We start from the raw sequence: 21,558 nt of genomic DNA, 5'->3' as shown, positions 1-21,558 counted from the left end.
TCAGGCTCCCTTGTTCAGATCGGCGAAAGTGGTGCCTTCGTCCGCCATCTTCTGCAGCAGCGGCGGCACCTGCCAGTAATTGGCGTCTTCCTTGGCGTATTCGGTGATGCGGGCGACCAGGTCCTTGGCGCCGATCGTGTCGGCATAGTGCAGCGGCCCGCCGCGGAAGCGCGGGAAGCCGTAGCCGAACAGGAACACCATATCGACATCTACGGGTCGCTTGGCAGTGCCGTCTTCGACCACGCGGGTGGCCTCGACGATCATCGCGGTCATGTAGCGTTCGACGATTTCCTCATCGCTAAACGCGCGCGGGGTGATGCCCTTCTCGGCGCGCACGTCGTCGATGATCTTGGCCACTTCCGGGTTGGGCACCGGCGCGCCCTGACCGTAGATGTAGTAGCCCTGTCCCGCCTTGCGGCCGAACCAGCCGTTTTCGCAGATCTTATCGGCCACGTCGCCGGCATAGCGTTCGTTGGGGTCGCGGGTCGCCGCCTTGCGCTTGCGGGTCATCCAGCCGATGTCGAGCCCGGCCAGATCGCCCACCTTGTGCGGGCCCATGGCGAAACCGAAGCCTTCCAAAGCGTCATCCACCTGCTGCGGCGAGGCGCCGTCGAGCACCAGGTAGCTGGCGGTTTTCGAATAATGCGCCAGGATGCGGTTGCCGATGAAGCCGTCGCAGACCTGCGCCAGCACGCCGACCTTCTTCAGCTTCTTCGCCAGCGCGAAACCGGTGGCAATGACGTCGGGCGCGGTTTTCGCGCCCTGCACGATTTCCAGCAGCCGCATCACATGGGCCGGGCTGAAGAAGTGCAGGCCCAGCACGTCCTGCGGACGGTCGGTGCAGGCGGCGATTTCGTTGACGTCCAGGTACGAGGTGTTGGACGCCAGGATCGCGCCCGGCTTGCAGACTGTGTTGAGCTTGCCGAAGATGTCCTTCTTGACGTCCATCTGTTCGAACACCGCCTCGATCACCAGATCGACATCGGACAGCACATCGAGACCCAGCGAGGGTTCCAGCATTTTCAGCGCCGTGTCTTTCTGATCGGCGCTCATCTTGCCGCGGCTCACCGCGCCTTCGAGGTTCTTGGTGATGGTCGCAACGCCGCGATCCAGACCGTCCTGCGCCACTTCGACCAGGCGCACGGGAATACCCGCCAGCAGGCAGGAAGTGGCGATGCCCGATCCCATCGTGCCGCCGCCGATCACCCCGATCTTGGCGATCTCGCGGGTGTCACCCTTAGCTTCGGGGATGCCGGACACGGCGCGTTCGCCGAAGAAGGCGTGGATCAGACCGGCGCGCTGCGGGGTCTGCATCGAATCGACGAAGGCCTGGCGTTCGATCTTCAGCCCTTCGGTGCGCGGCAGGGCCGAGGCGGCGACCGCTTCGACGATCTTGTGCGGCGAATAGAGATGGGCCTGCTTCGCCTTCAGCATCGCGGCGGTGTCTTCCAGCGCCTTGTCGTCGGCTTCGACATCCACGTCGCAGGTGCGGCGGGTCGCCAGCTTACCGTCCAGCACGTCCTGCGCGGCCTGAAGCGCGGCTTCGCGCGGGGTGGCGTCGACCAGCCGGTCGATCACGCCTTTTTCCAGCGCTTCCTCGGCCTTCACCTGACGGCCCGACAGCGCCATGTCGAGGGTGAAGGGAATACCGGCAAGGCGCGGCAGCCGCTGCGTGCCGCCCGCGCCGGGCAGCAGCCCAAGCAGGATTTCGGGCAGGCCGACGCGCAGCCCCTTGATGCCGATCCGCGCATGGGTCGCCAGACCCAGCTCGAACCCGCCGCCAAGCGCGGTACCGTGCATGACCGAAATCACCGGGATTTCGCTGTCTTCGATGACGTTATAGACGTCCGGCAGCGCCGGCGGCTGCGGCGGTTTGCCGAATTCGGTGATGTCCGCGCCGGCAACGAACGTGCGGCCCTCGGCATAGATCGCGATGACCTTGGCGGTGCCTTCGTCGTTCAACTTGGTGATCGCATCCTGCAACCCCTGCCGAACCACCTGCCCGGTGGCGTTCACCGGCGGGTTGTCGATGATGATCAGGGCAATATCGCCCTGGGTTTCGATGGAAATCTTTTCATTCACCTGGGTGACGTCGGTCATCTGGCTGTCTCACTATCCTGCAGTCGTACAGAGGAATGCAGGCCGCAATGCAGCCTTCTCCTCCTTCGCCGCCAAGCTAAAGCCAAGCGGCGGGCGCGTCAACGCGTGGAATATAGTTTTGCAGTGCAGAAGACAGCTATGACGTCAGGTTACGAAATGATCTCGAACCGGTTCACATCGACAAGGCCGCGGTCGGTGATCTTGAGATTCGGGATCACCGGCAGCGCCAGGAAAGCCAGCTGCAGGAAGGGTTCTTCCAACGTGACGCCCAAAGACTGCGCCGCCGCGCGCAGGTGTTCGAGCTTTTCCTTCACCGCCTCGAACGGGTCAAGGCTCATCAGCCCGGCCACCGGCAGCGCCAGTTCGGCCAGCACCTTGCCGTCACGCGCCACCACGAAACCGCCCTCGATCTCGCCCAGCCGGTTGGCGGCCAGCGCCATGTCATCGTAATCGGCGCCCACCACCGCGATATTGTGGTGGTCGTGGCAGACGGTCGAGGCGATGGCGCCCTGCTGCAGCCCGAAGCCGCGCACGAAACCGGTGGCCATGTTGCCGTTCTTGCCGTGCCGTTCGATCACCGCGATCTTGATCAGGTCGCGGGCCGGATCGGGGCGCTTGTCGCCGTCCTCGATCGGGATCACCTCGTGCAGGTGCTCGGTGATGATCTTGCCCTCGATGATGCCGATCACGTCGGTATCTTCGCGGTTTCCGGCGGTGCGGAAATGCTGTGCGGCGACGGTGGGCGCCTTGACCGAATGGCGCCCCACCGGCGGGATCGTGTCGCGCGCGGCGAAGGCTTCCTCTCTCACCTCGACACCGCCGCAGAAAACCTGCTGCACATCACAGTCCTCGAGGCTGGTCAGCACCACGATATCGGCGCGCTTGCCCGGGGCGATCAGCCCGCGATCCTTCAGACCGAAGGCTTCGGCCGCCGACAGGGAGGCGGCGCGATAGGCGGCCAGCACCGGCGCGCCCAGCCCGATCAGGCTGCGGATCATGTAATCGAGATGGCCGTATTCGGCGATGTCGAGCGGATTGCGGTCGTCGGTGCACAGGCACAGGTAAGGCGCGGTGCGGTCGGTCAGCACCGGGGCCAGCGCATGCATGTCCTTGGACACCGATCCTTCGCGGATCAGCACCCGCATTCCCTTGCGCAGCTTTTCCAGCGCTTCCTCGGCCGTTGTCGCTTCGTGTTCGGTGCGGATCCCGGCGGCGATATAGCCGTTCAGGTCCTTGCCCGACAGCAGCGGGCAATGGCCGTCGATATGCTTGCCACGGAAAAGCGTCAGCTTTTCCATCACCCCCGGGTCCTTGTAGAGCACGCCGGGGAAATTCATGAACTCGGCCAGCCCGATGCCGGTCGGATGGTCCATCAACGGCGCCAGATCGGCAGCTTCGATGCGGGCACCTGCGGTTTCCATCTCGGTCGAGGGCACGCAGGAGCTGAGCTGTACCTTGATGCTCATCAGCGTGCGCAGCGCAGCCTCTTGGAAATAGCGAATACCGTCTGGACCGATCACATTGGCGATCTCATGCGGGTCGCAGATCGCGGTGGTGACGCCGCGCGGCAGCACGCAGCGGTCGAATTCGAACGGCGTGACCAGCGAGCTTTCGATATGCAGGTGGGTGTCGATGAAACCGGGCACCAGGATTTGCCCCGACACGTCGATCACCCGCTTGCCCTCGTAGGCGTCGCAGGTGCCGACGATGGTGTCGCCGCAGATCGCCACGTCACCGTCGAGCAATTCGCCGGTCACCATGTCCAGCACCTTGCCCCCGCGCAGCACGATATCGGCGGGCTCCACGCCGCGCCCCTGATCGATCAGCTGGTCCAGTTCTGCCATCATGCTCTCCTGTCTGCGGTTGCGCGCCGAGGATGCCACGGAACCGGAGGGGAGGCGAGGCGCGATCAAAAGGTGCGCGCAAATGCGCGCGCTTTATGTCTCACGAATTTGGCCGGGCCAAATTCGCTCGGGTACGCCTCCGGCGGGAGTATTTGGGCCAAGAAGAAACGGCAGGGGGCCGCCTGGGCCCTCAGCGTTTTTTCAAGGCATCCGCCAGCGCCGCGCCGAGCGCGCCGTTCGATGCGCTTTCCGCCTTGCGCTGCGGCGGCTTGGCCGACGACTTGCCGGAGAACTTGTCGCGCCCACGCCCGTCGCCGCCGCGCGCCGGGGCCGATTTGCCGCCATCCTTGCGCATCGACAGCCCGATCCGGTTGCGCGGCACATCGACCTCGGTCACCCGGACCTTGACGATATCGCCCGCCTTGACCACCTCATGCGGGTCCTTGACGAAACGGTCGGCCAGTTGGCTGACATGCACCAGCCCGTCCTGATGCACGCCGATATCGACGAAGGCACCGAAGGCCGCGACATTGGTGACCGTGCCTTCCAGCGACATGCCGGGTTTGAGGTCCTTGATGTCCTCCACCCCCTCGGCGAAGCTCGCCGTCTTGAAGCTGGGGCGCGGGTCGCGGCCGGGCTTGGCCAGTTCCGACAGGATGTCGCGCACGGTGGGCAGGCCGAAAGTGGTGTCGGTGAAGTCCTGCGCGTCGAGGCCCTGCAACCGCTTTTCGTCGCCCATCAGGCTGCGCAGATCGCGGCCGCAGGCGGCAACGATGCGGCGCGCCACGTCGTAGGCTTCGGGGTGCACGGCGGAGGCGTCGAGCGGTTCGTTCCCGTCACTGATCCGCAGGAAGCCCGCGCATTGCTCAAAAGCGCGCGGGCCGAGGCGGGCCACGTCGAGAAGCTGCTGGCGGGTCCTGAACGCGCCGTTGGCGTTGCGATGGGCGACGATGGCCTCGGCCAGAGATTCGCCCAGCCCCGACACCCGCGCCAGAAGCGGCGCCGAGGCCATGTTCAGATCGACCCCCACCGCGTTCACCGCGTCCTCGACCACCGCTTCCAGCGCACGGCCCAGCTGATACTGGTCGACATCGTGCTGATACTGGCCGACGCCGATGGATTTCGGTTCGATCTTCACCAGTTCGGCCAGCGGATCCTGCAGACGCCGCGCAATAGACACCGCGCCGCGCAGGGACACATCGAGATCGGGGAATTCCCGCGCCGCCAGTTCCGAGGCGGAATAGACCGAGGCGCCGGCCTCGGACACCACTACCTTGGTGGGCTTGGCGCCGGGCAGGTCGCGCAGCAGATCGGCGACCATCTTTTCTGTCTCCCTGCTGGCAGTGCCGTTGCCGATGGCGATCAGCGCCGCGTCATGTTTGCGGATCAGCGCCGCCAAGGTCGCCTGCGCGCCGCGCAGATCGTTCTTCGGCTGGAACGGATAGACCGTGTCGGTATCCAGCAGCTTGCCGGTGGCATCGACCACCGCCACCTTCACCCCGGTGCGGATACCCGGGTCGAGCCCGATAGTCGCCTTCGCCCCGGCGGGCGCGGCCAGCAGCAGGTCCTTCAGGTTGCGAGCGAAGACCTTGATCGCCTCATCCTGCGCCCGCTTGCGCAGATCGCCCATCAGGTCGAGCATCATCGACAGGCTCAGCTTCACCCGCCAGGTCCAGCCGGCGGTCTTGCGCAGCCATTGATCGCCGGGGCCGTCACCAGATACCTGCAACACGGCGGCGACCATCGCCTCGGCCCGCGCCGCGCCGGTTTCGGGATCGGGGGCGATATCGACGCTCAATACGCCTTCGTTGCTGGCCCGCATCATCGCCAAGGCCCGGTGGCTGGGCACGTCGGCCCATTTTTCGCGATGGTCAAAATAGTCGGAAAACTTCGCGCCCTTTTGTTCCTGTCCCTCGATCACCTTCGCGCTCAGCACCGCTTCCTTCTGCATGAAGTCGCGCAGACGCCCGATCAGGTCGGCATCCTCGCTCAGGGATTCCGCAACAATGTCGCGCGCGCCGTTCAGCGCGTCCTTCACGCTGGGCACCTCATCGGTGACATAGGCCTGCGCCAACGCCTCGGGATCGGCAGTGCGATCAGCCAGGATCGCCTCTGCCAGCGGACCAAGCCCGTTTTCCCGCGCGATCATCGCCCGGGTGCGGCGCTTGGGCTTGTAGGGCAGGTAAAGGTCTTCCAGCTGCGCCTTGGTTTCGGCCCCGGCGATCGACTTGGCCAGCTCCTCGGTCAGCTTGTCCTGCCCCTTGATCGATTCGAGGATCGCGGCGCGCCGTACTTCCAGCTCGCGCAGGTAGGACAGCCGGTCGGCAAGCAGCCGCAGCTGGGTATCGTCCAGCCCCCCGGTGACTTCCTTGCGGTAGCGCGCCACGAAGGGCACGGTCGCGCCCTCGTCCAGCAATTGCACCGCGGCCCCCACCTGTTCGGGACGGGCGCCGATGTCGGTGGCGATGGTACGATGGATGCGCGACGCGGGTGCTGTGGCCATGGAAACCCCAAAATATTGCAACAAGGGATCGCCACCATAGCCTTACCGTCTCCCCGCGCAAGACCGAAAACCACCCGTTCTTGACGGCGCATTCCGCTTTTTCTTGGCTCAAATACCTCGGAGCGCGAGGCAGCGCCTCGCACCCGCGCGCCAGCGCTCATCCTGCGCGCCGCAGGCGCACAATTCGACAAGCCCCGGACAGAAAAAACCCGGGCGAACAAGTCGCCCGGGCCAGGTGATAAAAGACTGAATAGGAAGGAGATATCAGCCTTTGGAAAATTCGGGATAGGCTTCCATACCCAGTTCGGCCATATCCAGACCGTTGATCTCGGTTTCTTCGTCAACCCGCAGACCCATGATGGCCTTCAGGATGAACCAGACCACTGCGGACATGACCACGGTGGCGATACCGACGACCACGATACCGTAGAGCTGCGCACCGATGGTTGCGTCACCGTTGGTGAGAACCACGGCCAGAGTGCCCCAGATACCGCAGACCAGGTGAACCGGGATCGCGCCGACAACGTCGTCGATCTTCAGCTTGTCCAGCATCGGAACCGCGAAGACCACGATCACGCCGCCGACCATACCGATCAGGGTTGCCGAACCCAGGGTCGGGGTCAGCGGTTCTGCGGTGATCGACACCAGGCCTGCCAGCGAACCGTTCAGGATCATGGTCAGGTCGGGCTTCTTGTACAGAAGCTGGGTCAGGATCATGGCAGCCACGGCACCACCTGCAGCAGCAGCGTTGGTGTTCGAGAAGATGCGCGACACGTCGGCAACGTCACCGATCGAACCCATGGCCAGCTGCGAACCGCCGTTGAAGCCGAACCAACCCAGCCACAGGATGAACGTACCCAGGGTTGCCAGGGTCAGGTTCGAACCGGGCATCGGGATGGTTTTGCCGTCTTTGTACTTGCCGATACGCGGGCCGAGGATCAGCGCGCCGGTCAGAGCCGCCCAGCCACCGACCGAGTGCACAACGGTCGAGCCTGCGAAGTCCAGGAAGCCAGCTTCGTCCAGGAAACCACCGCCCCATTTCCACGACGCGGTCAGCGGGTAGATGATCGAGGTCAGGATGATGGTGAAGATCAGGAACGGCCACAGCTTGATGCGCTCGGCCAGGGTGCCCGAAACGATCGATGCGGTTGCGGCACAGAACATCAGCTGGAAGAAGAAGTCCGAACCGGTCGCTGCGTAGGAGTAGTCGTCAACAGCATCCGCGGTCACGCCGACGGCTTCCAGGACACCGGGGCCCCAGACGCCCGACAGAACGCCTTCGATCGACCAGGTGCCCAGCGGGTACATCAGGTTATAACCGATCAGGTAGTAGAAGATCGACGCCAGGCCGAACAGAACGACGTTCTTGGTCAGCTGCATGGTCACGTTCTTGGAACGCACCAGGCCCGCTTCCAGCATGGCGAAGCCTGCCGCCATGAAGAACACCAGGAAACCGCCGACCAGGAACAGCAGCGAGTTCATGATGAAGACCATGTCGGTCGAGGGATTGACACCCGGGACCGGACCTTCGTCCTGGGCCAGGCCAAGGCTGGGCAGTGCGATCAGCGCCGCCGCCAGACCAAGTTTCGTGATACGGTTCATTTGCATTTCCTTATTCCCCTCTCCGCGACTCACAGCGCGTCTTCGTTGGTTTCGCCGGTGCGGACACGAACGGCCTGCGCCACGTCCAACACGAAAATCTTGCCGTCGCCGATCTTGCCGGTGCGGGCGGTGTTGGTGATGGTTTCGACCACCTGGTCGGCCATCGAGGCGCCCACGACGATTTCCAGTTTGACCTTCGGCACGAAATTCACCGCGTATTCGGCACCGCGATAGATTTCCGTGTGACCCGACTGAGAACCGAAACCTTTGATTTCGGTCACCATCATGCCGCGCACGCCGATATCGGTCAGCGCCTCGCGGACCTCCTCCAGCTTGAACGGTTTGATTGTTGCAATGATGAGTTTCACCTTGATCCCCTTGTCCTTATGCAGCGGGAGTACCCGCCAGATTGCAGGGCCAAGGAAGACGGGTCCGGGGCGTTGCGTGAAGTTACTAGCCCGATTTTTCGTCAAAACTCGCGGCCCAATGATTAATATTTAGACGATAACAGCAAATTGCACAATTTTCAATCATTCTGAAAACACGATTAGGGCGAATTGAGGGCTTCAACATTCCAAGGCGCGGCCTGTATCATGACCAAAACGACGAGCCGAGCAGGACGAGAGCATGAGTGATTCAGGTCGCAAAAGGCCGCCCCTTGTGGCCGATCGACGGTATCCGGCATCTTCCCGGACCAAGCCGAAAGCGGCGAAGGCAAAACCCGCGAAGGCGAAGACGGCGAAAACCGCCAAGCCGAAGCGCAGCGCGGCCAAGCGCAAACCGGCGGCCAAGAGCGGCGGCAACATGGTCACGCGCTTCTTCAAGCGGCTCATCGGTCTGATCCTGCGCATCGTCTGGGGCTTCAGCTGGCGCGTCGGCACGGTCACGGCGCTGATCATCGCGCTGTCGGTGGGCTATATCTATTCCACCCTGCCCGCCGCTGACACGTTGCTGGACGGGCGCGCCAACGGATCGGTCACCATGACCGACCGCAACGGCGAGGTCTTCGCCTGGCGTGGCGATCAGTTCGGCGGCGTTGTCACAGCGTCGTCGGTGTCACCGCATCTGAAAAACGCCGTGGTCGCCACCGAGGACAAGCGTTTCTACAGCCATTTCGGCATTTCCCCGCGCGGCGTCGCCAGCGCGATCCGCATCAACCTGCGCGAAGGCCGCGGCCCGTTGTCGGGCCATGGCGGGTCGACCATCACCCAGCAGACCGCGAAACTGCTGTGCCTGGGCGTCGAATACGATGCCGACGAATGGGAAAGCGAAGCCGCCTATGAGGCCGACTGCCGCCAGGGATCGCTGTGGCGCAAGATCAAGGAAGCGATCTTCGCCATGGCGATGGAAGCCAAGTACAGCAAGGACGAAATCCTCTCGATCTACCTCAACCGCGCCTATATGGGCGGCGGCGCTTATGGCGCCGAGGCCGCGTCGCAGCGATTCTTCGGCAAACCCGCCGCCGCTGTGACCCCGGCCGAGGGCGCGATGCTGGCGGGGCTTTTGACCGCGCCGACCTCGCTGGCGCCGACCAACAACCTGGAACGCTCGCAGAACCGCGCCGCCGTTGTGGTCGGGCTGATGCGTGACCAGGGCTACCTGTCGGTCTCTGCTGCGCAGGACGCGCTGGACCACCCTGCCGAACTGTCTTCCGCCGCCGAAGCGCGGGCGGGCGGCTATTTCGCCGACTGGGTGATGTCCTCGGGGCCGGAATATTTCACCCGCAACACCCGCTCCGACGTGGTGATCCGCACCACGCTGGACCAGCGCATCCAGAAAGCCGCCGAAGACGCGATGACCTACATCTTCACCGAGAAGGTGAAGGAAGGATCCAAGGCGCAGGCCGCCATCGTGGTGATGTCGGCCGACGGCGCGGTGCGCGGCATGGTGGGCGGGCGCGAAACCAAGGTCGCGGGCGTGTTCAACCGCGCCACCACCGCGAAACGGCAATCGGGCTCGGCCTTCAAGCCCTTCGTCTATGCCACCGCGCTGGAACTGGGCTGGTCGTCGAACGACACGGTGATGGACGAACCGCTGACCATCGACATTCCCGGATCGGGGCCGTGGACGCCGCAGAACTACGACCGGAAATTCCACGGCGAGGTCACCCTGACCGAGGCGTTGCGCAGTTCGCTCAACATCCCGGCGGTCAAGGTGGCGCGCGCGGTGGGGCTGGATAACGTCCGCCGGGTGGCCGAAGGTTTCGGCATCAAGTCGGACCTGGCGCAGGGCCCGGCGCTGGCGCTTGGCGCGTCGGAAACCACGCTGCTGGAAATGACCGGCGCCTATGCCGGCATCCTCAACGGCGGCAGTTCGGTGGTGCCCTACGGGCTGGTCGAACTGCGGATGCAGGATGACGCCGATCCGCTGATGACCGCGACGGGCGGCATCCGCGAAAGGGTGATCGGCGAAGACGCTGCGCGCGAACTGACCTGGATGATGTATAACGTGGCGACCCGCGGGTCGGGCCGCCGCGCCAACCTGGACGACCGCGAGGTCGCGGGCAAAACCGGCACCTCGTCCAGCGCCAAGGACGCCTGGTTCATCGGCTTCAGCGCCGATTACGTCGCCGGGGTCTGGATGGGCTATGACGACAACACGCCGCTGACCGGGGTCACCGGATCGGGGCTGCCTGCGGAAATCTGGCACGAAACCATGACCCGCGTACATGAAGGGATCGACCCCAAGCCGCTGCCGATGCTGCGCGACGGCGCACCGGCCAGAAATGGCCGCACTTCGGGCGGCGGCGACACGCGCAACGGGATCAACCAGCTGTTGCGCGACCTGCTGGGAACACGCGATCGGTAAGAAAAGCCATCGTGGCATGAAAAAGGGGGGCGCGAGCCCCCCTTATCATGTCCTGTATATCCCGGATCAGACGGTATTGCGCAGATCCGCGATCACCGCGTTCAGATCGCCCCGGCGCTTGTCCAGCATCGCCTGGATTTCGGTGCGTTCGGTCAGCAGCATGTTGATGCCTTCGATGAACATATTGAAGAACCGCGGCGATCCGCTGCGGTCCGACACCAGGAAGATCACTTCGAACGGTTCCTCGCCGCGCAGATGGGCGGTGGTCTTCACCTCGATGAAGCTTTTGATCGCCTGCGCCGAATCCACCACGATGCGACCGCCGATGAATTCGCGGAAACGCTTGCCGTATTTGACCGAGATATAGCGCTGGAACACGCCGGTGAATTCCCGCATCTGCGCAGGGCTGGCGCTGCGGGCATCGACGCCGAGCGCGTAGCGCGCGATGGTCGGCACGTCGGCATAGCGGGCGAAGATGCCTTCGAAATCCCGCAGCATCGCGGATTCGGGTTTGCCCGAATCGATCACCGCGTTGATTTCAGCGACAAGCTTGTCGACCAGCGATTTGGCGTTTGAGGGGCTGAGCGCGAAGGCCGGCATCGGGATCGCTGCGGCCAGCGCGACGGCGCTGATCTGCGACAGGAACGACCGGCGAGACGGTTTATTCAGCATAGGGGTCCTCATACGGATCGGAATAGGGGTCAGAGTAAGGGTCCGAATACGGATCCACATAGGTATCCGCCCCGCCGCCGCCAAGTTCATAGCGGCGATTTTGCGTATAAATCAGCCGGCCCTGCGCGTAACTGTCGGCGCTTTCATACAGAATCGAATCCACCGTATCGGCATAACGGCCGCGATCGCCGACTTTGGCCACCACCCGCGCCGCGGTGCCGTAATATTTCTCGGGACGGGGAATCACATAGGACAGCGGGTCGGTGAACAGATCGACAAACTTGCCCACCGCGTCGCGTTCGTTCGACGGCCCCAGCAGCGGCAATTCGACATAGGCGCCTTCGGGCGCGCCCCAGACATGCAGGGTTTCGCCGAAATCGGTATCGCCCTCGTGCACGCCGAAATCGGCGGCCACGTCGAACAAGCCGCCAAAGCCCAGTGTGGCATTGACCAGGAAGCGGTACAGGTTGACACCGACGCCTTTCGGATCGCCCTGCAGCAGATGGTTCACCGCCATGCTGGGTTCGGACAGGTTGTCGGCGAAATTGCCGACCGCGGTCTGAATTTCGTCCGGCACCACGCTGGCATAGCCCTTGCCCGCCGGCCGGATCAGGGCGCGGTCCATCGCGCGGTTGAATTCATGGGTCTGGCGGTTCGCCTTCTCATAGGGATCGAACACGCCACCAGCCTTCAGTTCGGCCGGGTCTATCGGGGTGCATCCCGCCACAGCCAAGCCGAAACACAACAGGATCGACTTAACCGCAAAGGAACGCTTGTGTTTGCTGCTATCAATAGTCAATTGTTCAACCAAACTCTGATCTTTGAACGCGTTTGTAATTCATGCATATTCCGATCTCAGCCCGCCTCAAGCGGTTAACCGACCTCTGTGGCAGATTAGAGACATCGGGATACTTCGCACGCTTTATATCCTAGTGGGTCTTATCCGACCATGAGGCGAACGAGAGTATTTTGAAAAAATGGCGAAATGACGCGGATGCAGCAACGACAAACCGAAAAAGGCAGGCAGGAACTTCTGGAAGCACGGCGCGAAAGCCGCGGACTTTACTGGATCGTCGCTTTATTCAGCTTCTTCGTAAACCTTCTGATGCTGACCAGCCCGCTTTATATGCTGCAGGTCTATGACCGCGTTCTGGGCAGCCGCTCGGTCGAAACCCTGTTCAGCCTGACGCTTCTCGTCGCCTTCCTGTTCCTGATGATGGGGATGCTGGACATCGCCCGAACCCGGATCATGGCGCGGGTCGGCGCCCGGTTTCAGCAAAAGCTGGACCGGCGGGTGTTCGACGCGGTGATTCGCAAGGCGGCGGTGAAGCCGGACGAACATTCCGCCACCGGGCTGCGCGACCTGGAATCGGTGCAGCGGCTGATCAGCTCCCCGGCGCTGACCGCCTTCTTCGACATCCCGTGGACGCCGTTTTTCCTGTTCGGCATCATGATCTTCCACCCGTGGCTGGGCTATCTGGCGATCAGCGGCGGCGTCGTCCTGATCCTGATCACCGTCACCAACCAGGCCTTCACCCGGCGGCCGATGGCGCAGGCGAACCAGGCGGTGGTGCAATCCGAACATATCGCCGCGCAATTGCAGGCCGAGGCGGAATCGGTGCAGTCGATGGGGATGCGCGACGCGACCTTCCACCGCTGGCAGAAAAGCCGCAACAAGGCGCTGCGCGAATTCATCTCGGCCAATGATTCCGGCGGCGGGTTTTCGGTCGCCTCCAAGGTGTTTCGACAGTTCCTGCAATCGGCGATGCTGGGGCTTGGCGCCTATCTGGTGCTGCACGGGGAAATGACCCCGGGCGCGATGATCGCCGGGTCGATCTTGATGGGCCGGGCGCTGGCGCCGATCGAGATGCTGATCAACCAATGGTCGGTGGTGCAGCGCGCCTCGAAGGGGTGGAATAACCTGGCCGAGCTTCTGTCGATGGTCCCGGCCGAGGTTCCGCGCACGCCGCTGCCCGCGCCCAAGGCCAAGCTGGAAGTCCAGGGCCTGACCGTGGTGCCCCCGGGCGAGGCGCAGGCGACCCTGCGGGTGGTCAATTTCATGCTGCCGCCGGGCACCGCCTTGGGCGTGATCGGCCCCTCGGGCGCCGGCAAATCGTCGCTGGCGCGCGCCATCACCGGGCTGTGGCGCCCGGCGGGCGGCAAGATCAGGCTGGATGGCGCGACGCTGGATCAATACGACGCGACGGTGCTGGGCCAGCTGATCGGCTATCTGCCGCAGCGGGTGGAACTGTTCGACGGCACCATCGCCGAAAACATCGCCCGGCTGGCGCCCGAACCCGACCCCGACAAGATCGTCACCGCCGCCAAGCGCGCCGATGCGCATGACATGATCCTGAAACTGCCCAACGGCTATGACACCCGCGTCACCGCTTCGGGCGGCCGCTTGTCGGGCGGGCAGATTCAGCGCGTCGGCCTGGCCCGCGCGATGTATTCCGACCCGGTGATCCTGGTGCTGGACGAACCCAATTCCAACCTCGACAACGAAGGATCGAAGGCCCTGAACTCGGCGATCAAGACGCTCAAATCCGAAGGAAAATCGGTGATCATCATGGCCCACCGCCCGGCGGCGATCCAGGAATGCGACCTGCTGCTGGTGCTGGAAAACGGCGCGGTCAAGGCCTTCGGCCCGAAGGATAAAGTGCTCAACGAAGTGGTGAGAAACGCCCAGCAGATCCAGAAAACCGCCGGACAGGGGGGCGTGCAATGACCGCCCAGACCCCGAACAAGACCCCGAAAACCTTTCCCGTCAGCGGGCCGCTTTTCATCGGCCTGCTGGCCCTGACCCTGCTGGTCGGCGGCTTCGGCGGTTGGGCGGTGGTGACCCAGATCGCCGGCGCCATCGTCGCCAGCGGCCAGATCGAGGTCGACCAGAACCGCCAGGTCGTGCAGCACCCCGATGGCGGCGTGATCCAGGAAATCCTGGTCGACGAGGGCGATTTCGTCGAGGCCGACCAGCTGCTGATCCGGCTCGACCCGACCGAGCTCAAATCGGAACTGGTCATCGTCGAAGGCCAGCTGTTCGAACTCATGGCGCGGCGCGGCCGGCTCGAGGCCGAACAGGAAGGCAATTCGGAAATCGATTTCGACCCGGTGCTGCTGCAGGCGGCGCAGGACAACGAAGAAGTACAGGACCTGATCGAGGGTCAGGAACGGCTGCTGCGCGCGCGCGACGATTCCGAACGGCAGGAAACCGACCAGCTTGAAAAGCGCGTGGCGCAGATCCGCAGCCAGATCGAAGGGCTGGAAGCGCAGCGCGTGGCGCTGTCGCGGCAGCTGGAGCTGATCGAGGAAGAACTGACCAGCCAGCAATCGCTGCTCGACCGCGGGCTTGCCCAGGCGTCCCGCGTGCTGTCGCTGCAACGCGAAGAGGCCCGGCTCAGCGGCCAGGTCGGCAACCTGATCGCCCAGTCGGCGCAGGCCGAAGGGCGGATCACCGAAACCCAGATCGAAATCCTGAAGCTCGACACCGCGCGGCGCGAAGAGGCGGTCGCCCGGCTGCGCGACCTGCAATACCAGGAACTGGAACTGGCCGAACGGCGCCGGGCGCTGCTGACCCGGCTGAACCGGCTGGACATTCGCGCGCCGGTTTCCGGCGTGGTCTACGGGCTGCAATTCTACACCCCGCGCTCGGTGATCCGGCCCGCCGATCCGGTCATGTACCTGGTGCCGCAGGACCGCCCGCTGGTGATCGCGACCCAGGTGCAGACGATCAATATCGACCAGGTCTATCCCGGCCAGGAAGCGGTGCTGCGCTTCCCGGCGCTGGACCAGCGCACGACGCCGGAACTGAAGGGCCACGTGTCGAAGGTGTCCGCCGATGCCTTCACCGACGATAAAACCGGGCATTCCTACTACCGGGCGGAAATCGTGATGGAAGACGGCGAGATCGAGAAGCTTCCCGAAGGGGTTACTCTGGTGCCCGGCATGCCGGTGGAAAGCTTCATCCGCACCGCCGACCGCACACCGCTGGCCTATCTCCTGAAGCCGGTGACCGACTATTTCGCCAAGGCCTTCCGCGAATGATACCCCTGCAACGCGAACCGGGCCCGGTTACGCCCGGTTTGGCGTTGCATTCGCGGCTGAGCGCGTTAGCGTCGCCGCCAGAAATTCCCTGACAGGAGAAAGATCATGACCGGACAAATCGAATCCCGCCTCGCCGAACTGGGGGTCACACTGCCCGAGGCCCAGGCGCCCGCCGCCAATTACGTGCCCTTCGTCCAGGTCGGCGATCTGGTCTTCGTTTCGGGTCAGATTTCCAACGGCCCCGACGGGCTGATCACCGGCAAGCTGGGCGCCGACATGACCACCGCCGACGGCGCCGCCGCTGCCAAGACCTGCGCCATCGCGCTGCTGGCGCAATGCAAGGCGGCCTGCGGGGGCGATCTGGACCGTCTGGTGCGGGTGGTCAAGCTGACCGGCTTCGTCAACTCGACCGCCGATTTCACCGAACAGCCGCAGGTGGTCAACGGCTGTTCCGACTTCCTGGTCGAAGCGCTTGGCGATCAGGGCCGCCATTCGCGTTCCGCCGTGTCCGCCGCCGCGCTGCCGCTGAACGTCGCGGTGGAAATCGAAGCGATTTTCCAGATCAAATGACCCGGCTTCCCGACATTTTCCTGCAGCGCCCGATTTCCCATCGGGCGTTGCACGACATCGCCCAGGGCCGGCCGGAAAATTCTCCGGCGGCCATTCATGCCGCAATCGCGGCCGGATACGGGATCGAAATCGACCTGCAACTGTCCGCCGACGGCCAGGCGATGGTGTTTCACGACTACGACCTGGGCCGGCTGACCGGCGAAACAGGCCCGATCCAGCGCCGCAGCGCCGACGAGCTGGGACAGATCGCCCTGCTGGGCGGCACCGACACCGTGCCGACGCTGGCGCAGGTGCTGGAACAGGTCGCGGGCCGCTCACCGCTGCTGATCGAAATCAAGGATCAGGACGGCCAGATGGGCGGCAATGTCGGCAAGCTCGAAGAGGCCACGGCGCGCGCGCTGCAGGGCTACGAAGGCCCGGTCGCGTTGATGTCCTTCAACCCGCATTCGATACAGAAGATGGCCGGGTTTTGCCCCGACATTCCGCGCGGGCTGACTACCTCGGCCTACCGGTCGGACGATTGGCAACTGCTGCCCGGCGGCACCCGCGACCGGCTGCGCGAGATTCCCGATTACGACGCCTTGGGCTGCTGCTTCATCAGCCACGAAGCCTGCGATCTGGACCGGCCCCGGGTAACGGACCTGAAACGGCGCGGCGCGGACCTGCTGTGCTGGACCATCCGGTCGCCCGAAGCCGAGGCAGAGGCGCGCAAAATCGCCGACAATATCACCTTCGAAGGCTACGCTGCGGAAATCCCGGGTTGATCCAAACCCCACCCGCCCCAGATAGTGATCGGGCGCAAAGGGTCGGGGCATGACGGATCAAACCGTGGAAATTCAACTGATTGGATCGCTGGATCAGATCGATCCGGCCGATTGGGATGCCTGCGCCTGCCCCGAGACCGCCCAAGGCGGGCGGGCGAGGGACCCGTTCACCACATACCGTTTCCTGAAAGCGCTGGAAGACAGCGGATCGGTCGGCCCCGGCACCGGCTGGCAGCCGCAATACCTCGTCGCGCGCGCCGGAGGTCAGGTCATCGCCTGCGCGCCGCTTTACGCCAAATCGCACAGCCAGGGCGAATATATCTTCGATCACAACTGGGCCCATGCCTACGAACGCGCCGGCGGGCGCTATTACCCGAAACTGCAAATCGCGGTGCCCTTCACCCCCGCCACCGGGCGGCGCTTCCTGACCCGCCCCGGTTTCGACGCGGCAGGGATGGGAGCGCTGATCCAGGGCGCGGTGCAGGTGGCGTCGGATAACGGGTTGTCGTCGCTCCACATCACGTTTTGCACCGAGGCCGAGGCGCTGGCGGGCGAACGCATGGGGCTGATGCACCGCACCAGCCAGCAATTCCACTGGGTCAACCGGGGCTATCATAGCTTCGACGATTTCCTCACCTCTCTCAGTTCGCGCAAGCGCAAGACCATCCGCAAGGAACGCCGCGTCGCCAGTGATTTCGGCGGCACGATCGAGATGCTGACCGGCGACGACATCCAGCCGCATCATTGGGATGCGTTCTGGACCTTCTACCAGGACACCGGCGCGCGCAAATGGGGATCGCCCTACCTGACCCGATCCTTCTTCGACCTGATCCACGACACCATGCGCGACGACATCCTGCTGGTGATCGCCAACCGCGACGGGGTGCCGATCGCCGGGGCGCTGAATTTCATCGGGGCCGAAGCGCTTTTCGGCCGTTACTGGGGCTGTATCGAAGATCACCCCTGCCTGCATTTCGAAGCGTGCTATTATCGCGCCATCGAGTTCGCCATCGACGCCGGTTTGCAACGGGTCGAGGCGGGGGCACAGGGCGAACACAAACTGGCGCGCGGCTATCTGCCGGCGACCACCCATTCGCTGCACTGGTTCGCCGACCCCGGCTTTGCCGAGGCGGTCGAACAATATCTGCAGGCCGAACGGGCCGCGGTGGCCGAGGATATCGAGATCCTCACCGCCTATGGCCCGTTTCGCAAGACACAAGGGGAGGAACAGGAATGAGTGAATTGCTGAGCGATACCGGTCGCAAGACCATGCTGGAACCGCTGTTCGAGGCCGGGTGGGCGATGGTCGAAAGGCGCGACGCGATCGAAAAGACCTACACCTTCGACGATTTCACCGCCGCTTTCGCCTTCATGACCCGCGCCGCGCTTTGGGCGGAAAAATGGGGGCACCATCCGGAATGGTTCAATGTTTACAAGACGGTTCAAGTGACGCTATCCACCCACGATGTCGGCGGGCTCAGCGCGCTTGACGCGAAACTTGCACGCAAAATGGATCAACTCGCAGAATGACCTTTTCCGATATTTTGAATGTCGAGGTCTGGAACGGCCAGACCCTCGGCGATTTTCTGACCATCGACTTCCTCGCCTCTGTCGCGGGGTCGGTGCTGGCCGCCATCGCGATCCTCGTGCTGGGGGGCATCCTGTCGGGCTGGGCCCGGCGGCGGCTGATCCATCTGGGCGAAAAATACGAAGACCTGGACGACACGCTTTTCAACTTCCTTGGCAACCTGACCCGTTACGCGATCATGGGCTTTGCCGTCCTGTTCGTGCTGAACACCTTCGGGGTGCAGACCACGTCGATCGTGGCGGTGATCGGTGCCGCCGGCCTGGCCATCGGCCTGGCGCTGCAGGGCACGCTTTCCAACGTCGCCGCCGGGGTGATGATCGTGCTGTTCCGCCCGATCAAGCTGGGCGATTTCGTGGTGGTGGGTGGCCAGACCGGCACGGTCAAGAACATCTCGCTCAACTATATCGAACTGACCAGCCCCGATAACGTGCAGACGATCATCCCCAACGCCGCGGTCTGGGGCAACACGATCACCAACTATTCGGTCTATGACACCCGCCGCGCCGAATGGGTGTTCGGTGTCGGCTACGGCGCCGATCTGAAACTGGCCGAGGACACGATCCGCAAGGTGCTGATGGACGATCCCCGCTCGCTGAGCGATCCCGCGCCGTTCCTGCAGGTCAACAACCTGGGCGATTTTTCGGTCGATTTCCTGGCCAGAACCTGGGTGAAATCGTCGGATTACTTCGCCTATCAGGCCGATATGAAGCGCAAGGTGAAGGAAGCGCTGGACGAGGCCGGGGTCGACATCCCCTTCCCCACCCGCACCGTCATCCAATCGTAAAGACACCCTGACAGACACGAAAAACCCGCCCCGGAACGCATCCGGGGCGGGTTTTGTTTTGCGCCAGTCCGTTCTGCCCGCTTACGCGGCGGCGGCAGTGGTCTTGGAATAGACCGACAGCGCCAGGATATTGGTCGTCACGGTCGTGGTTCCGGCGGCGGTGGCTGCGGTGGACGTGGTCTCCGCGCCGCTGTCGTCCTCGGCAAGATCCTCGACCAGATCGGCAACCACCGCTTCATCGCCCAGCTCTTCGGCCGCGGCTTCGGCAAGAACCTCGGCCACTGCAGGGTCCGCGACCGCCTCGCCGCCTTCGGCCTCGGTGGCCGCTGCAGCCGCGGCTTCCGCTTCGACTTCCTCAGCCAGCTCGACCGCGTTGTCGGGCTCATCCGTCGCATCGATCGCGTTGGCCAGTTCGATGGCGTCGCTGGTCTCTGCCGGTTCATCCGCCGCAACGGCGGTGCCCTCGACCGTGTCACCCGCGGCGCCGGTCGTGGTGGTGGTGGACTGGATCGCGACGAAGCTCGTCGTCGTTTCGCTGGTCCCGTCGCTTACCGTCTGTTCGAACGCCACCACCGTGGTGGTCGTTTCCGTCGTTGCGGCCTGCAGATCGGCAAGCTGCGAAATCGCGTTCGCCGTATCGCCGCCATGCCGGCCGCCACCCCAATGCGGGTGCCGTCCCCAGCCTTCGCGGCGGCCCGGCAGCCCGGCCTCCTTCAGGTTGGAATTCAGCTCGTCCGCCGTCAGCTTGCCATCGCCGTCGCCGTCGATCTTGGAAAACTGGTCGATGCTGAGCTTCTTGCCCAGCTTGGTGCCTTCCAGTTCGGACGCCGACAGACCGCCATCCTGATCCTGATCCAGTTTCGACACCAGCTTGTCGCCGATCGTCGTCGCCGCTGCGTCTTCGCTGCGCCCCTGCGAATGGCCGTGCCGCATCATCGTGGGCATAGACACCGAAATCGATATGTTCATCGTTAAACCCTCACCGTAAACCTTACGAGTCAGGCTAACGGCGCTGACGCGGGGTGAGTTTAGGTCAATTTCCGGACGATCCCCTAACCCCCTATCGCCAAGTAAAAAAAGGGGCGCGCCCGCCCCTTTCGCCATGCAGGTTCAGATTGTCACTTGGCGTTGAATGCAATCGGCCACATGAAATCGAGCGGCGTGTAGCCTTCGAGATTCTCCAGGTCCTGCGCGGTCAGCTTGCCCACCGGTTCGGGCATGTCGTTGCCCTTGCTGGTCTTGATGTCCCAGGACGCGGTGGCGTGGCAGGCATGGCAGGAAGAATTCCACGAGGTCCAATCGACCACCGGCCCCTGCGGCACCCCGGCGAAATCTTCCATCATGGTATGGCCCAGCACCTTGAACGCGCCATCTTCTTCAAAGGTGATCTGGGTACCGTTGGGCGAATACATCTCGAACGGCGACCCGCCCAGCCCGGCCTGTTGCAGGATCGCCGCCCGCGCCGCCGTGGCGCTGTCATGCGGCTGGTCGATCAGCGTTCGGGCATGGGCAAGGCCCGGGTTCTTGTCGAATTCGAAGGTGGTCCAGAACCAGCTGGGATCGTCCGAGGTATAGACCGCTTCCGGGGTCTGTTGCATCTTCACCATGATATGCAGGCCGGTCAGCGCGTATTGCCCGCTGTAGAACAGGTAGGCCCCTTCGGTTTCGGGGGTGTTCGCGGCTTCCCACCGCGCCTTGATCTCGACCGACCCGATCGGCATCTGCACCATGTTACCCGCCGACAGATAGGCGGTCACGCCCGCCGCCGCGTTCAGCCCGTGCCCGACGATGTAATCGTATCCCAGCATGTTGCGGGTCACTTCCTCCTTGCCGACGCCGACATCCTTGGTGTCGACCATGCCGGACCGCACCGCCTTGCTGGTCACGAAGGCGGGGCTTTCGCGCTTGACCTGCCCCAGGACGAATTTCGGCGATGGCTGGAACGTGTCCGGATCGCTGGGCCAGGTTTCCCAAGTGGAAAGGGTGTGACCGCCGCTTTCGATCTGCTGATTGACCCGGGCGAACAGCATCCAGGCCACCTCGTAGCGTTCCTCCGGGCTGCCGCCGAAAGCCTGATCGACATAGGCCATCGCGAAATCCGCGTCCGACATGGTCAGCCAATCCTGGGCCTGGGCGAGCGTCGGCAGCGACAGCACGGCAGCGGTGGAAAGCGAAAGGAGTTTCGAAATGTATGACATTGGAATTTTCCTTTTTGAAATAGACATGCAAGCCCCTGAAAGACCGGGCAGGCCCCGCAAGCGGAGCCGGAAAAGGATATT

The 21,558-nt window shown here is 63.7% G+C and carries 17 protein-coding genes; 8 read left to right on the top strand and 9 right to left on the bottom strand.

What is annotated here, in order from left to right; all coding sequences use genetic code 11:
* The 5 genes from GR167_RS09580 to GR167_RS09560 form a co-directional block, all read right to left on the bottom strand.
* Nucleotides 1-2,100, bottom strand: a complete 2,100-nt coding sequence (locus GR167_RS09580; RefSeq protein WP_160973242.1) for a 3-hydroxyacyl-CoA dehydrogenase NAD-binding domain-containing protein — start codon at nt 2,098-2,100, stop codon at nt 1-3.
* A 149-nt stretch (nt 2,101-2,249) separates the two neighbouring features.
* Nucleotides 2,250-3,944, bottom strand: coding sequence for an adenine deaminase (gene ade / locus GR167_RS09575; protein ID WP_160973241.1), 1,695 nt, complete (start codon nt 3,942-3,944; stop codon nt 2,250-2,252).
* A gap of 190 nt (nt 3,945-4,134) precedes the next feature.
* A complete protein-coding gene (locus GR167_RS09570) occupies nt 4,135-6,447 on the bottom strand; it encodes a Tex family protein (RefSeq protein WP_160973240.1) in 2,313 nt (770 codons plus the stop codon).
* A 264-nt stretch (nt 6,448-6,711) separates the two neighbouring features.
* Entirely contained in the window at nt 6,712-8,049 is a 1,338-nt protein-coding gene (locus tag GR167_RS09565) for an ammonium transporter AmtB (protein WP_160973239.1), read from the bottom strand.
* 29 nt (nt 8,050-8,078) lie between these two features.
* A complete protein-coding gene (locus GR167_RS09560; protein ID WP_160973238.1) occupies nt 8,079-8,417 on the bottom strand; it encodes a P-II family nitrogen regulator in 339 nt (112 codons plus the stop codon).
* Nucleotides 8,418-8,676: 259 nt separating this feature from the next.
* Here GR167_RS09560 and GR167_RS09555 point away from each other — a divergent pair, with 259 nt between their 5' ends.
* Nucleotides 8,677-10,857: a transglycosylase domain-containing protein gene (locus tag GR167_RS09555; protein ID WP_160973237.1), complete on the top strand. Its 2,181-nt coding sequence runs from the start codon at nt 8,677-8,679 to the stop codon at nt 10,855-10,857.
* Nucleotides 10,858-10,923: 66 nt separating this feature from the next.
* Here GR167_RS09555 and GR167_RS09550 read toward each other — a convergent pair whose 3' ends face one another.
* Together GR167_RS09550 and GR167_RS09545 are read right to left on the bottom strand one after the other, a co-directional pair.
* On the bottom strand, nt 10,924-11,529 hold the full coding sequence (locus GR167_RS09550; protein ID WP_160973236.1) for an MlaC/ttg2D family ABC transporter substrate-binding protein: 606 nt from the start codon (nt 11,527-11,529) through the stop codon (nt 10,924-10,926).
* The gene (locus GR167_RS09545; protein WP_235915891.1) at nt 11,519-12,328 is read right to left on the bottom strand and encodes an MlaA family lipoprotein; all 810 of its coding nucleotides are present in this window, start codon (nt 12,326-12,328) and stop codon (nt 11,519-11,521) included. Before GR167_RS09545 ends, GR167_RS09550 begins: the two co-directional genes overlap by 11 nt.
* Before the next feature lie 195 nt (nt 12,329-12,523).
* On the opposite strand from GR167_RS09545, the gene GR167_RS09540 reads away from it, so the two are divergent.
* From GR167_RS09540 to GR167_RS09510, 7 genes are all read left to right on the top strand, one after another.
* A complete protein-coding gene (locus GR167_RS09540; RefSeq protein ID WP_160973235.1) occupies nt 12,524-14,257 on the top strand; it encodes a type I secretion system permease/ATPase in 1,734 nt (577 codons plus the stop codon).
* Nucleotides 14,254-15,573, top strand: a complete 1,320-nt coding sequence (locus GR167_RS09535; RefSeq protein WP_160973234.1) for an HlyD family type I secretion periplasmic adaptor subunit — start codon at nt 14,254-14,256, stop codon at nt 15,571-15,573. The genes GR167_RS09540 and GR167_RS09535 overlap by 4 nt, the downstream gene beginning before the upstream one ends.
* A gap of 105 nt (nt 15,574-15,678) precedes the next feature.
* Complete coding sequence (locus GR167_RS09530) at nt 15,679-16,143, top strand: RidA family protein (RefSeq protein WP_160973233.1); 465 nt, start codon at nt 15,679-15,681, stop codon at nt 16,141-16,143.
* The gene (locus GR167_RS09525) at nt 16,140-16,907 is read left to right on the top strand and encodes a glycerophosphodiester phosphodiesterase family protein (RefSeq protein WP_160973232.1); all 768 of its coding nucleotides are present in this window, start codon (nt 16,140-16,142) and stop codon (nt 16,905-16,907) included. The genes GR167_RS09530 and GR167_RS09525 overlap by 4 nt, the downstream gene beginning before the upstream one ends.
* 49 nt (nt 16,908-16,956) lie before the next feature.
* Nucleotides 16,957-18,144 (top strand): GNAT family N-acetyltransferase, encoded by a 1,188-nt coding sequence (locus GR167_RS09520; RefSeq protein WP_160973231.1) that lies wholly within the window; start codon nt 16,957-16,959, stop codon nt 18,142-18,144.
* Nucleotides 18,141-18,437 (top strand): 4a-hydroxytetrahydrobiopterin dehydratase, encoded by a 297-nt coding sequence (locus tag GR167_RS09515; protein WP_160973230.1) that lies wholly within the window; start codon nt 18,141-18,143, stop codon nt 18,435-18,437. Before GR167_RS09520 ends, GR167_RS09515 begins: the two co-directional genes overlap by 4 nt.
* On the top strand, nt 18,434-19,279 hold the full coding sequence (locus GR167_RS09510) for a mechanosensitive ion channel family protein (RefSeq protein ID WP_160973229.1): 846 nt from the start codon (nt 18,434-18,436) through the stop codon (nt 19,277-19,279). The genes GR167_RS09515 and GR167_RS09510 overlap by 4 nt, the downstream gene beginning before the upstream one ends.
* Before the next feature lie 81 nt (nt 19,280-19,360).
* Here GR167_RS09510 and GR167_RS09505 read toward each other — a convergent pair whose 3' ends face one another.
* A complete protein-coding gene (locus tag GR167_RS09505) occupies nt 19,361-20,248 on the bottom strand; it encodes an EF-hand domain-containing protein (RefSeq protein WP_160973228.1) in 888 nt (295 codons plus the stop codon).
* Between the two features lie 149 nt (nt 20,249-20,397).
* Nucleotides 20,398-21,477 carry a hypothetical protein gene (locus GR167_RS09500; protein ID WP_160973227.1) on the bottom strand — a complete coding sequence of 360 codons (1,080 nt, stop codon included), beginning with the start codon at nt 21,475-21,477 and terminating at the stop codon, nt 20,398-20,400.
* Nucleotides 21,478-21,558: the final 81 nt, after the last annotated feature.

It is taken from the genome of Thalassovita mangrovi (genome assembly GCF_009857745.1).
Lineage (GTDB): Bacteria > Pseudomonadota > Alphaproteobacteria > Rhodobacterales > Rhodobacteraceae > Thalassobius > Thalassobius mangrovi.
This window is presented reverse-complemented; position numbering and strand designations above follow the sequence as displayed.

Coding starts and splice junctions, on each gene's coding strand:
- GR167_RS09580 (WP_160973242.1), bottom strand. CDS start 2,100: ATGACCGACGTCACCCAGGTGAATGAAAAGATTTCCATCGAAACCCAG.
- ade (WP_160973241.1), bottom strand. CDS start 3,944: ATGGCAGAACTGGACCAGCTGATCGATCAGGGGCGCGGCGTGGAGCCC.
- GR167_RS09570 (WP_160973240.1), bottom strand. CDS start 6,447: ATGGCCACAGCACCCGCGTCGCGCATCCATCGTACCATCGCCACCGAC.
- GR167_RS09565 (WP_160973239.1), bottom strand. CDS start 8,049: ATGAACCGTATCACGAAACTTGGTCTGGCGGCGGCGCTGATCGCACTG.
- GR167_RS09555 (WP_160973237.1), top strand. CDS start 8,677: ATGAGTGATTCAGGTCGCAAAAGGCCGCCCCTTGTGGCCGATCGACGG.
- GR167_RS09550 (WP_160973236.1), bottom strand. CDS start 11,529: ATGCTGAATAAACCGTCTCGCCGGTCGTTCCTGTCGCAGATCAGCGCC.
- GR167_RS09540 (WP_160973235.1), top strand. CDS start 12,524: ATGCAGCAACGACAAACCGAAAAAGGCAGGCAGGAACTTCTGGAAGCA.
- GR167_RS09535 (WP_160973234.1), top strand. CDS start 14,254: ATGACCGCCCAGACCCCGAACAAGACCCCGAAAACCTTTCCCGTCAGC.
- GR167_RS09530 (WP_160973233.1), top strand. CDS start 15,679: ATGACCGGACAAATCGAATCCCGCCTCGCCGAACTGGGGGTCACACTG.
- GR167_RS09525 (WP_160973232.1), top strand. CDS start 16,140: ATGACCCGGCTTCCCGACATTTTCCTGCAGCGCCCGATTTCCCATCGG.
- GR167_RS09520 (WP_160973231.1), top strand. CDS start 16,957: ATGACGGATCAAACCGTGGAAATTCAACTGATTGGATCGCTGGATCAG.
- GR167_RS09515 (WP_160973230.1), top strand. CDS start 18,141: ATGAGTGAATTGCTGAGCGATACCGGTCGCAAGACCATGCTGGAACCG.
- GR167_RS09510 (WP_160973229.1), top strand. CDS start 18,434: ATGACCTTTTCCGATATTTTGAATGTCGAGGTCTGGAACGGCCAGACC.
- GR167_RS09505 (WP_160973228.1), bottom strand. CDS start 20,248: ATGAACATATCGATTTCGGTGTCTATGCCCACGATGATGCGGCACGGC.
- GR167_RS09500 (WP_160973227.1), bottom strand. CDS start 21,477: ATGTCATACATTTCGAAACTCCTTTCGCTTTCCACCGCTGCCGTGCTG.